This is a genomic window from Rhodococcus sp. NPDC054953 (genome assembly GCF_053609225.1).
On record NZ_JBSGXD010000005.1, the window covers coordinates 117625 to 128471 of the forward strand.

Below are 10847 nucleotides of genomic sequence, written 5' to 3' on the forward strand. Positions count from 1 at the left end.
TCAGCGCAGCGCCACCCCGTTCTCCAGGAGGGTGGTGCGCAGCACGAACGCGGCCTCGCCGCCGAGGATCTCCTCGACGAGCACCAGGTAGCGGTCCACGAACTCCGGGCCGTGCGGGGCCGCGTCCGCGTCCGCAGGCTCGAGGTGGTGTGCCAGCTCGTGCAGCACGACCAGTTCGCGCAGTGCCCAGCGGGATTCGCGGCCAACGACGGGGACGGCGAGGGTTGCGGTGTCGGCCTCGTAGTGCGCTGCGGTCGCGCCGGACCGGGCCCGGACCGTCACCGGCTCCGCGGACCGAGGCCATCGCGCGCGCACCCAGTTCAGGGCGAGGACCCGGTCGGCGTAGTCCTGCACCGACTCGACGGACGCGAACTTCCGCTCGACCGGCAACGTGAGGTGCGAGCCGTATAGTTCGAGTCCGCGACCGGTCCCGGCGTCCGCGCGGTCGAAGATCCTGCGCACCACCGACTCCGCGTCGTACACGCGGGAGCGCTGGGCGTCGCGGACGCTCACGCGAGCCGTTTCCGCGGCGCGGGCAGCTCGGTCTCGCTGCCGAGTCGTGCGTCCCGCCCGGCGCGGTCCCCGGCCCGGCGGGCCCGGTCGGAGCGGGCCATGCCCGCCTGGGCGCCCCGCCACGCGCCGCGCGCCTTCGACGTCCGCGAATAGAAGTCTCGGAGCTCGATCTGCTTGTCCCGCAACACGAGTGCCGTCCCGGCCCGCTCGTCGTCTGCGGTGCCGGTCACGTCGGCCTCGACCGCGCGCTTCGTCTCGGCGAGGCGGTGCCCGATCCGCGCCGCGAAGGCCAGCTGGAAGTTCAATCGTGCGGTCACCCCGGCGACGGGTCGGTGGGCGCCGGACCGGATGTAGGCGTCCGAGGCCCGCACCATCTGCAGCAGCAGCGACGAGTACAGCGCCTGGCAGGTGTCGATGTCGGAGTCGAACCCGTACGCGAACACCTGCGTCGAGTTGTGCGCGACGTCGCACTGCACGTCGTTCGCGGCCGCGACCGCAACGAACAACTGGACATAGGTGCGCAGGCCCTTGCGGCCCGGTTCGCCGATCGAGATCGCCCGCTGCGTCGGCGTCGCCCGCCGCTCCCGCGACGCGGTGTGCGCGCGGGCCACCGCGAGGTCGACGGCGGTCGCGGTGGCGAGGCGCTGCGCGGCCTCCATGAACGCCTGCGCCTCGTGCGGGTTGTCGGTGGACTCCGCCTGCCGCAACAGCCCGCCGATCCGGACCAGCATCTTCTCCGAACTCACCCGATCGAGGGTAGCGGCAGGGTCCGACGCGGCCCGGGTCGTCGGCGGGGGAGCGGTCGTTGTCCACAGCCACCGAACTCATCCACAGGCCGCCCGAATCCCCAGGTGACGCCGGTGGCCGCGCTCGGTACCCGGTGCAGGGTGGTGGCATGGCACGCAATGTGGAGTTGGGAGCGTTCGGGGAGGAGCTCGCGGTCGGGCATCTGCTCGGGCGGGGGATGGTGGTGCTGGACCGCAACTGGCGGTGCCGGTACGGCGAGCTCGACGTGATCGCCGAGGACGACGGCGCGGTCGTGTTCGTGGAGGTCAAGACCCGCACCGGCCGCGGATTCGGGACCCCGGCCGAGGCGGTGACCCACGCGAAGCGGGCCCGGATCAGGCGACTTGCCGGGCTGTGGCTGCGGGAGCAGCCGCGGGGGTGGCGCCGGGTCCGGTTCGACGTGGTGTCGGTGTTGGTGCCGCCCCGTTCCGCGCCGGAGCTGACGCACCTCGAGGCGGTGTTCTGATGGCGCTCGGGAGGGCCCACTCGGTCGCGGTCCGCGGGGTGGAGGGGGAACTGGTCGAGATCGAGGCCGACCTCGGCCGCGGCCTGCCTGGCACGCACCTGGTCGGGTTGCCGGACACCGCCCTGCAGGAGTCGAGGGACCGGGTGCGGGCCGCGGTGACGAACTCCGGTGAGAAGTGGCCGGATTCGCGGATCATCCTGGCGTTGTCGCCCGCGACGCTGCCGAAGGGCGGGTCCGCGTACGACCTGGCGCTCGCGTGCGCCGTCCTCGCCGCCGCTGGCGTCGTTCCGGTCGGGGACCTGGAGAAGAGTGTGCTGCTTGGCGAGCTGGCACTCGACGGTCGGCTGCGGACGGTCCGCGGCGTGCTGCCCGCGGTGCTCGCCGCCAAGCACGCGGGGTGGACGACGGTCGTGGTACCGCACGTCGCGCTCGCGGAGGCAGGGCTGGTCGACGGCATCGACGTGCTCGGTGCCCGCGACCTGCGGGAGGTCGTCGAATGGCTGCGCGGTGAGCTGGTCCTGGCCGGTCCGGGGGAGCGGGACCGCAGTGCCGAGCGCACGGTGCCCGACCTGGGCGACGTCGCCGGGCAGGAGGAGGCCCGGCTCGCGCTGGAGGTCGCGGCGGCGGGCGCCCACCACCTGATGTTGACGGGTCCACCGGGGATCGGGAAGACGATGCTCGCGCAACGACTTCCGGGGATCCTGCCGTCCCTCAGCGAGGACGAGTCCCTCGAGGTGACCGCGATCCATTCGGTTGCGGGGCTGCTGACCACGGATCGGCCGCTGATCACCGAGCCGCCGTTCGTCGCCCCGCATCACACCTGCTCGATCAGTGCACTCGTCGGCGGGGGAACCGGGATGGCACGACCCGGGGCGGTCAGCCGCGCGCACCGCGGCGTGCTCTTCCTCGACGAATGCGCCGAGCTCGGCGTCAAGACCCTGGAGGCGCTGCGCACCCCGCTCGAGGACGGTGAGGTGCGGATCGCCCGACGGGACGGGGTCGCGGTCTACCCGGCACGTTTCCAGCTGATCCTCGCGGCGAACCCCTGTCCGTGCGCGCCGCCGCGGATGGAGGACTGCATCTGCGCGCCGACCGCGCGCCGGCGCTACCTCGGCAAGCTGTCCGGGCCGTTGATGGACCGGGTTGACCTGCGGGTGCAGATGTTCGCCGTCTCCGTCGGCGCGCTCAACGGGGACGGCGGCGAGGGCACCGCGGCGGTGCGGGAACGCGTCGAGCAGGCCAGGGCAGCGGCGGTGGAGCGGTGGCGCGACTTCGGGTGGCGCACCAACGCCGAGGTTCCGGGGCCCGTGCTGCGGCAGCGGTTCCGGCTCGGCCGGGACACGCTCGCCGGGATGGAGCGGGCGTTGCGGGCGGGGGAGATCACCGCGCGGGGGGCGGACCGCGCGCTGCGGGTCGCCTGGACCCTCGCCGACCTGGCCGGCCTGACGGTTCCGGGGACGGATCAGGTCGGCTTCGCGCTCGGGTTCCGGGACCGGTGGGGCGCGTGAGCGCCCGGGCCGGTGACCGGGCCGCAGCGTGGGCGTATCTGTCCGCGGTCGCGCAGGGGCCGTGCGCGCCGCTGGTCGAGTTGGTCGACGCGGTCGGGCCGCTGGAGGCCGCCCGCGCGGTCCGGGAGGCGGACCTACCGGAGGTGTTGCGCACCCGGACCGAGGCGCGCAGACATCTCGACACCGTCGAACGCGACCTCGACCACCTCGACCGCCTCGGCGGCCGACTGCTCACCCCGGACGACGAGGACTGGCCTTCCTGGAAGTTGTTGGCGTTCGGCGGGATCGATGCCCGACGTGATCGGGAGGCGACGATTCCGCTGGCGGTGTGGGTGCTGGGGTCGCGGTCGGTGGCCGAGCTGACCGACCGGGCGATCGCCGTGGTCGGGACCCGGGCGGCGAGCGGGTACGGGGAACACGTGACCGCGCAGTTCGTCGACGACCTCGCCGGTGCCGGGTGGACGGTGGTGTCCGGGGCCGCATACGGGATCGACGGGGTCGCGCATCGCGCGGCCCTCGCGGCGGGCGCGCCGACCGTCGCGGTGCTCGCGTGTGGGCTGGACCGCGCCTACCCGGCCGGTCATGCGCGGCTGCTGCGGCAGATCGGCGAGACCGGGTTGGTGCTGAGCGAGTACCCGCCGGGGACGCCGCCAGCGCGCCACCGGTTCCTGGCCCGTAATCGGCTGGTGGCGGGGCTGTCCGACGCGGTGCTGGTGGTGGAGGCGGGCGCCCGCAGCGGGGCACGCAACACCGCCGCGTGGGCCGCCCGGCTCGGTCGGCCGGTGCTCGCGGTGCCGGGGCCGGTCACGTCGGCGGCCTCGGTGGGATGCCACCGGATGATTCGTGACGGGGACGCCCGGCTGGCCGCGACGGCAGCGGACGTCGTCGACGTGGCGGGCCCGATCACGGTGGGGGACACCGCGTCCGGGCCCGCCCGCCGACTCGACGCACTCGGTGAGACCGAGTCGCTGGTGTACGAGGCGCTCCCGTCGTCGGGTGCGGCCGGGGTGCGGGAGCTGTCCGAGTCGTCGGGCCGGACCGTCGACGCGGTGCGGGGGGCGCTGCCGACGCTCGAACTGATGGGGCTGGTCGGGAGGGACGAGACCGGGTGGTACCGGCGCGGGTGAGGCGCAGGGACGATTAGGCCCCGAACTGCGGGCAGAGGTTCTCGAGCGCCGACGAGTACAGCTGCTTGGCCTCGGCGCTGTCGTCGCCGCGGGTCATCATCTCGACGTAGCCGTTCCAGTCCGACCAGGCGTCGGTCGAGACGGCCGACGGGCGCAGGTGCTCGTAGGTCTCGCAGAAGCTGTGCCCGGCGGCGACGATCGCGGCGCGCTGCGAGCGTTGGGACGGGACCTCGGTGCCGTCGGGGGTGGTGGTCGCATCCCAACGAGACTGCCCGCACACGGCCTTCACGAAGGCGGCATCCCCGCCCTCCGGGATCGCGGTGAACACGGCACCCGACTGCACCTGCGCGATCCGGGCATCCCGGGACTCCTCGAACTGCGCGGCCAGCTGACGGTAGGCGTCGTCGGGCTCGCCCGCGGGCTGCGGCCGGAGCACGTCCACCAGTTCCTCGGCGGTGGCGTTGGGAAGGCCGACGTCCACGCACCCGGTGTCCGCGGCCGTGTCGGCCTCCGAGGGGGACGAGCAGCCGGTCAGCACGGCGGCGGCGACGAGCAGAACGGCGGGCGTGATGCGACGAGCGAGTTTCATGATCCTCCGATGGAAGGGGCTGCGACCGAAGGAGTATGTCAGCAGGGTCCATCTCGCCGTACCGAATCGTGCGGCTGGCGACGCCACCACGCGCCCGCGTACAGTTAGGTAATCCTAATTCTCTGGAGGTTCGAGGATGACGCGGCCGACCGTCACACTGACCGTGCAACGCACCGAGCAACTCGCCCCGCACCTGGTGCGGGTGTACCTCGGCGGCCCGGGATTCGAGGAGTTCGTCCCCAACGGGTACGCCGACGCCTACGTCAAGCTGGTGTTCGGTACCGACACCGAACCCGTGCTGCGGACCTACACGGTGCGCCGGGTCGATGACCGGAGCCGGGAAATCGCAATTGATTTCGTGGTTCACGGCGACGAGGGCGTCGCCGGTCGATGGGCGGCGACCGCCCGGCAGGGGGAACAGCTGCGGCTGCGTGGACCGGGCGGAGCGTACGCGCCGCGCCGCGACGCGGACTGGCACCTGCTCGCCGGGGACGAATCCGCGCTGCCCGCGATCGGCGCTGCGCTTGAGGCGCTACCCGCAGGTGCCCGCGCACAGGTCTTCGTCGAGGTCGCCGGGCCCGGCGACGAGATCGCCCTGCCCACCGCGGCCGACGCCGCCATCACCTGGATCCACCGCGGCGGCGCGGCGGACGAGGTCGGCGACGACCGCGCGGGCGAGCACGCCCCACTGATCGCGGCGGTCACCGCCGCCGACTGGTGGCCCGGCCAACCCCAGGTGTTCATCCATGGTGAGGCACAGGCGGTCATGCACGGGCTGCGCCCGTACATTCGCAGGGAGCGGGGCGTGCGGGCCGAGTGGGCGTCGATCTCCGGGTACTGGCGCCGCGGCCGCACCGAGGAAGGATTTCGGGTCTGGAAGTCCGAGCTTGCTGCGGCCGAACCGGGCGGCTGACCGTCAGCCGGTGACCGCCGGCGCAGGCTCGGCGGTCGGGGCCGTCGCGGGCCGGGCCAGGGTGAGCAGCGCGACCAGCGCGAGGACCGAGCAGGCCAGAATGCTGATCGCCATGCCCGCCGCAGATCCGCCGACCAGCGGAGCGACCAGCGCGGCAAGGCCGAACTGTCCGGCCCCCATCACCGCGGACCCGGTGCCCGCGGCGTCGGGCACCTCGGCCTGGCCGAGCGCGGTCGCGTTGCCCATGATGAAACCGATCGCCGTCGTCACCACGAACAGCAACGGCAGCACCGCCGCCGGGCCGATGCCGCCGACGGCCACCACCAGGACCAGTGCGGCACCGGCCGCGGTGACCAGCAGGACGCCGAAGGTGAGCAACTGCCTGGCGTGGAATCGCCCGATCAGGCGGGTGTTGACGATGCTGCCGAGCACGATGCCGACCGAGTTGACCCCGAACACGATCGAGAACTGTCCTGCGGTCAGGCCGAGGACGTCCTGCACCACGAACGGCGACGCCGAAATGTAGGAGAACAGCGCGCCGAACCCGAACATGAACGCCAGCGCGTAGCCGACGAACCGGCGATTGCCCACCACGTACCTGCCGTTGCGGGCCAGCGCGGCGAGACCACCGCCGTGCCTGCGGTCCGGCGCCAGCGTCTCCGGGATCAGGGCGAGCACGCCCACCACCATCACCACGCCCGCGACGGCGAGCACCCAGAAGATGCCGCGCCAGCCGATCGGGCCGAGCAGCGCACCGCCAGCCATCGGTGCGACCACCGGGGCAACGCCGCCGATGATCATCATGAGCGAGAACAGCTTCGCGGCGGCGTCACCCGACGCGCGGTCGGCGATCACCGCCCGCGCCAGCACGATCGCGGCACCGCCGCTCAACCCCTGCACCAGACGCGCCGCGATCAGGACACCCGCCGACGGCGCGATCGCGCACAGGATCCCGCTGAGCGCGAACACCGCGGTGCCGCCGAGCAGCAGCCCGCGGCGCCCCCACCCGTCGGAGAGCGGCCCGACGATCAGCTGCCCGATGCCGAGCCCGGCCATGAACGTGGTCAACGTCAACTGCACGGTCGAGTCCGATGTCGACAGGTCGTCGCCGAGCATCGGAAGTCCCGGCAGGTACATGTCCGTCGCCAGCGGGGCGATCGCCGACAACAGGGCGAGGGTCAACAGCATCGGAACCGGTATCGCACGCATCACATGGGAGTACCAGCGGCGCGTGTGCTTGCTTTATTCCCGTGGCGGGGTGATCTTTTGGGGATGACCTCCGACGCGCAGGATGCCGGGCCCGCCGAACTTCCCGCACGCCTCGCCGACCTCCTCGACGTGTACGCCGACCACCTGCGGCTCGAACGCGGCAGATCCGAGCACACCGTCCGCGCCTACCTCGGTGACGTGCGGTCGCTGCTGGCGCATGTGGTCGCGACCGACCCCGACGCCCGACTCGAGGATCTGGACCTGGCCACCCTGCGGGCCTGGCTGTCGGGGCAGGCCGCCGCGGGCGTTGCCCGCACCACCCTCGCGCGTCGCACCGCATCCGCCCGCACGTTCACCGCCTGGCTCACCCGCACCCGCCGCATCCCACGAGACCCCGGGGTCCGGCTGGCGTCCCCGAAGACGCATCGGACGCTGCCGGCCGTGCTCCGGCAGGGTCAGGCCGAGGATGCGATGCGGGCCGCCGAATCGGGTGCCGCGCAGCATGATCCGGTGGCACTCCGGGACCGGCTGATCGTGGAGATGCTGTACGCCAGCGGAATTCGGGTTGGAGAATTGTGCGGACTCGACCTCGGCGACGTCGACCACGAGCGGCGGGTGGTTCGCGTGGTTGGCAAGGGCGACAAGCAGCGCTCGGTCCCGTTCGGGGCGCCCGCCGCCGCCGCCCTCGACCTGTGGCTGCGCGTCGGGCGTCCCGCCCTCGCGAATCCCCGGTCCGGCGAGGCGTTGCTGCTGGGCAAACGGGGTCGGCGACTCGACCAGCGGCAGGCGCGGACCGTGGTGCATGAGGTGCTCGAAGCGGTCCCCGGGGCGCCGAGCCTCGGGCCGCACGGCCTGCGGCATTCCGCGGCAACCCACCTGCTTGAGGGCGGCGCCGACCTGCGCGTCGTGCAGGAACTGCTCGGCCACAACAGCCTCGCGACCACTCAGCTCTACACCCACGTGTCCGTCGCCCGGCTCCGTGCGGTGCACGATCAGGCCCACCCGCGGGCCTGACGCCCGACTCCGGCCGTGTGAGCGGGCCTGACACCCCGCCTCCCGGTCAGGAATGGAGCGGCTTCAGCCGGACCGGGCCGGGCCGGAGCAGGGCAAGCGGGTCCAGGTACACGTCCCGTCCGCGGCGTACCCCCCAGTGCAGGCAGCTGCCGGGGCAGCCCGGGTGCCCCGCGGCCAGGGTGCCGAGCCCGGCCCCCCGGGCCACCCGCTGCCCGACCCGGACGCTCGCCAGCACCGGCTCGTAGGTCGTCCGCAGCCCGCCGCGGTGGTCGACGGACACCACCGGCTTGCCCGCGACCTCGCCTGCGAAGACCACCACCCCGTCGCCGGCGGCCAGCACCGGCTGACCGGCGGCGGCGGACAGGTCGACGCCGCGGTGCCCGGCCAGCCAGTCGCGGGCGGGCGGATCGAACGGGGTCACCACGATCGGACGGGGGGTGAGGGGCCAGCCGAAGCCGGCGGCCGCGGCGGGGGCGGCGGCGCCGAGCAGCAGAGCAGCGCAGAACCCGAGGAGCATCGGCAGTCGCATCTCCCCACCCTGACCGTTCCCGGTCAGCCGCGGGAGCCCGCGACCGCGCCCTGGGGAGAATTCCGCGCGTTCTCCACAGCCCGCGGAGGCCGATTGGGACCTGCACCGTGCACCCCGTACACTCGACACGCGGTCTGTGTTCGCGCAGTCCGACTTCGCGCGCCCGCGCATCGACAAGCAGCCTTCGGCTGGTCCCGCATTCGTGCAGGTCCGAGGGTTGGTGGGCGCCAGGGCAGGGGTCACCCGACCGCCTGCGTCAACCGGAAATGAAAGAGGTACACAGCCATGGCTGTTGTGACCATGAAGCAGATGCTCGACAGTGGAACCCACTTCGGGCACCAGACCCGTCGCTGGAACCCGAAGATGAAGCGGTTCATCCTCACGGACCGCAACGGCATCTACATCATCGACCTGCAGCAGACCCTCACGTACATCGACAAGGCGTACGAGTTCGTCAAGGAGACCGTCGCGCACGGCGGCACCATCCTGTTCGTCGGCACCAAGAAGCAGGCGCAGGAGTCCATCGCCGAAGAGGCCACCCGCGTCGGCATGCCGTACGTGAACCAGCGCTGGCTCGGCGGCATGCTCACCAACTTCACGACCGTCCACAAGCGCCTGCTGCGTCTGAAGGACCTCGAGGCCATGGAGCAGACCGGCGGCTTCGAGGGGCGCACCAAGAAGGAAATCCTCATGCTCACGCGTGAGATGACCAAGCTGGACCGCACCCTCGGCGGCATCCGGGACATGGCCAAGGTTCCGTCGGCCATCTGGGTCGTCGACACCAACAAGGAGCACCTGGCGGTCTCCGAGGCGCGCAAGCTGAACATCCCGGTCATCGCGATCCTGGACACCAACTGCGACCCCGACCTCGTCGACTACCCGATCCCGGGCAACGACGACGCCATCCGCTCCGCCGCGCTGCTGACCAAGGTCGTCGCGTCCGCCGTTGCCGAGGGTCTGCAGGCCCGCGCCGGCCGCAACGCCGCCGACGACAGCAAGCCCGAGGCAGGCGCCGAGCCGCTCGCCGAGTGGGAGCAGGAGCTCCTGTCGCAGGCCGCGCCCGCCGCCGACGCCGAGGCTGCGCCCGCCGCCGAGGCCGCGCCCGCCGCCGAGGCCGCGCCCGCGACCGACGCCGAGGCCCCGCAGGCCTAGTTGATCCGGCCCCGACCCATCGCTGCACGGCCGGGTCGGGGCCGTTTCGCTCCCCATCCAGACACTCATTCGAGGAGGCTCGCCCCCGATGGCGAACTACACCGCCGCTGACGTGAAGCGGCTCCGCGAGCTCACCGGCTCCGGCATGATGGACTGCAAGAACGCGCTGACCGAGACCGACGGCGACTTCGACAAGGCCGTCGAGCTGCTGCGCATCAAGGGCGCGAAGGACGTCGGCAAGCGCGCCGAGCGGTCCACCGCCGAGGGCCTGGTCATCGCCAAGGACGGCGTGATGCTCGAGCTCAACGCCGAGACCGACTTCGTCGCCAAGAACGCCGAGTTCCAGGCGCTGGCCGACACGGTCGTCGCCGCGGCCGCCGCCGCGAAGCCTGCCGACCTGGACGCCCTCAAGGCGGTCGAGGTCGACGGCAAGACGGTCGACGCCCTGGTTCAGGAGCTGTCCGCGAAGATCGGCGAGAAGCTTGAGCTGCGCCGCGTCGTCTCCTTCGACGGCCCGGTCGCGACCTACCTGCACAAGCGTGCGTCCGACCTGCCGCCCGGTGTCGGCGTGCTGATCGAGTACACCGGTGAGGGTGACGCGGCGGCCGAGGCCGCCCGCGCCGCCGCCATGCAGGTCGCCGCGCTCAAGGCGAAGTACCTGACCCGCGACGAGGTCCCCGCGGATGTCGTCGAGAACGAGCGTCGCATCGCCGAGCAGACCGCGAAGGAGGAGGGCAAGCCGGAAGCAGCCCTCCCGAAGATCGTCGAGGGTCGCGTCAACGGCTTCTTCAAGGATGTCGTGCTGACCGAGCAGTCCTCGGTGACCGACAGCAAGAAGACCGTCAAGGCCCTGCTCGACGAGGCGGGCGTGACCCTGGTCCGCTTCGCGCGGTTCGAGGTCGGCGCCAGCTAGTCGCGGGCACCACCGCCGAAACGGCCCCGTCACCACCCGGTGACGGGGCCGTTCGCGTGCCTGCGGCACTGTGCTTTATTCTTCCCCCCCCCTGGGTGAGAACCCCACCCAGACGCGAAACCGCCCCC

The 10847-nt window shown here is 72.5% G+C and carries 12 protein-coding genes; 7 read left to right on the forward strand and 5 right to left on the reverse strand.

Annotated features, from left to right (window positions below):
- Positions 1 to 513: a TIGR04338 family metallohydrolase gene (locus tag ACWF62_RS05655; protein WP_378506631.1), complete on the reverse strand. Its 513-nt coding sequence runs from the start codon at positions 511 to 513 to the stop codon at positions 1 to 3.
- Positions 510 to 1259, reverse strand: coding sequence for a DUF2786 domain-containing protein (locus tag ACWF62_RS05660; RefSeq protein ID WP_378569946.1), 750 nt, complete (start codon positions 1257 to 1259; stop codon positions 510 to 512). The genes ACWF62_RS05655 and ACWF62_RS05660 overlap by 4 nt, the downstream gene beginning before the upstream one ends.
- A gap of 149 nt (positions 1260 to 1408) precedes the next feature.
- Here ACWF62_RS05660 and ACWF62_RS05665 point away from each other — a divergent pair, with 149 nt between their 5' ends.
- The 3 genes from ACWF62_RS05665 to dprA are packed head-to-tail and all read left to right on the forward strand — an operon-like array spanning position 1409 to position 4400.
- Entirely contained in the window at positions 1409 to 1765 is a 357-nt protein-coding gene (locus tag ACWF62_RS05665) for a YraN family protein (RefSeq protein ID WP_378506633.1), read from the forward strand.
- Positions 1765 to 3273: a YifB family Mg chelatase-like AAA ATPase gene (locus ACWF62_RS05670; RefSeq protein ID WP_378506634.1), complete on the forward strand. Its 1509-nt coding sequence runs from the start codon at positions 1765 to 1767 to the stop codon at positions 3271 to 3273. Before ACWF62_RS05665 ends, ACWF62_RS05670 begins: the two co-directional genes overlap by 1 nt.
- Positions 3270 to 4400, forward strand: coding sequence for a DNA-processing protein DprA (dprA, locus tag ACWF62_RS05675; RefSeq protein ID WP_378506635.1), 1131 nt, complete (start codon positions 3270 to 3272; stop codon positions 4398 to 4400). The genes ACWF62_RS05670 and dprA overlap by 4 nt, the downstream gene beginning before the upstream one ends.
- Before the next feature lie 13 nt (positions 4401 to 4413).
- On the opposite strand, the gene ACWF62_RS05680 is transcribed toward dprA, so the two are convergent.
- Positions 4414 to 4989, reverse strand: a complete 576-nt coding sequence (locus ACWF62_RS05680) for a hypothetical protein (protein WP_378506636.1) — start codon at positions 4987 to 4989, stop codon at positions 4414 to 4416.
- Between the two features lie 136 nt (positions 4990 to 5125).
- Here ACWF62_RS05680 and ACWF62_RS05685 point away from each other — a divergent pair, with 136 nt between their 5' ends.
- A complete protein-coding gene (locus ACWF62_RS05685; protein ID WP_378506637.1) occupies positions 5126 to 5902 on the forward strand; it encodes a siderophore-interacting protein in 777 nt (258 codons plus the stop codon).
- Positions 5903 to 5905: 3 nt separating this feature from the next.
- Here the strand turns inward: ACWF62_RS05685 and ACWF62_RS05690 are convergent, their stop codons facing one another.
- A complete protein-coding gene (locus ACWF62_RS05690) occupies positions 5906 to 7090 on the reverse strand; it encodes a multidrug effflux MFS transporter (protein WP_452629626.1) in 1185 nt (394 codons plus the stop codon).
- A gap of 84 nt (positions 7091 to 7174) precedes the next feature.
- On the opposite strand from ACWF62_RS05690, the gene ACWF62_RS05695 reads away from it, so the two are divergent.
- Complete coding sequence (locus ACWF62_RS05695) at positions 7175 to 8125, forward strand: tyrosine recombinase XerC (protein WP_452629584.1); 951 nt, start codon at positions 7175 to 7177, stop codon at positions 8123 to 8125.
- A 46-nt stretch (positions 8126 to 8171) separates the two neighbouring features.
- Here ACWF62_RS05695 and ACWF62_RS05700 read toward each other — a convergent pair whose 3' ends face one another.
- Positions 8172 to 8654 (reverse strand): M23 family metallopeptidase, encoded by a 483-nt coding sequence (locus ACWF62_RS05700; protein WP_452629585.1) that lies wholly within the window; start codon positions 8652 to 8654, stop codon positions 8172 to 8174.
- A 285-nt stretch (positions 8655 to 8939) separates the two neighbouring features.
- On the opposite strand from ACWF62_RS05700, the gene rpsB reads away from it, so the two are divergent.
- Entirely contained in the window at positions 8940 to 9806 is an 867-nt protein-coding gene (gene rpsB / locus ACWF62_RS05705) for a 30S ribosomal protein S2 (protein ID WP_452629586.1), read from the forward strand.
- Between the two features lie 88 nt (positions 9807 to 9894).
- On the forward strand, positions 9895 to 10719 hold the full coding sequence (tsf, locus tag ACWF62_RS05710; RefSeq protein ID WP_378506642.1) for a translation elongation factor Ts: 825 nt from the start codon (positions 9895 to 9897) through the stop codon (positions 10717 to 10719).
- The last annotated feature ends 128 nt before the right edge of the window (positions 10720 to 10847 follow it).

Excerpts from the sequence above, each read along its gene's own strand:
- ACWF62_RS05665 (WP_378506633.1), top strand. The coding sequence starts at position 1,409 with ATGGCACGCAATGTGGAGTTGGGAGCGTTCGGGGAGGAGCTCGCGGTC.
- ACWF62_RS05670 (WP_378506634.1), top strand. The coding sequence starts at position 1,765 with ATGGCGCTCGGGAGGGCCCACTCGGTCGCGGTCCGCGGGGTGGAGGGG.
- ACWF62_RS05680 (WP_378506636.1), bottom strand. The coding sequence starts at position 4,989 with ATGAAACTCGCTCGTCGCATCACGCCCGCCGTTCTGCTCGTCGCCGCC.
- ACWF62_RS05685 (WP_378506637.1), top strand. The coding sequence starts at position 5,126 with ATGACGCGGCCGACCGTCACACTGACCGTGCAACGCACCGAGCAACTC.
- ACWF62_RS05690 (WP_452629626.1), bottom strand. The coding sequence starts at position 7,090 with ATGCTGTTGACCCTCGCCCTGTTGTCGGCGATCGCCCCGCTGGCGACG.
- ACWF62_RS05695 (WP_452629584.1), top strand. The coding sequence starts at position 7,175 with ATGACCTCCGACGCGCAGGATGCCGGGCCCGCCGAACTTCCCGCACGC.
- ACWF62_RS05700 (WP_452629585.1), bottom strand. The coding sequence starts at position 8,654 with ATGCGACTGCCGATGCTCCTCGGGTTCTGCGCTGCTCTGCTGCTCGGC.
- rpsB (WP_452629586.1), top strand. The coding sequence starts at position 8,940 with ATGGCTGTTGTGACCATGAAGCAGATGCTCGACAGTGGAACCCACTTC.
- tsf (WP_378506642.1), top strand. The coding sequence starts at position 9,895 with ATGGCGAACTACACCGCCGCTGACGTGAAGCGGCTCCGCGAGCTCACC.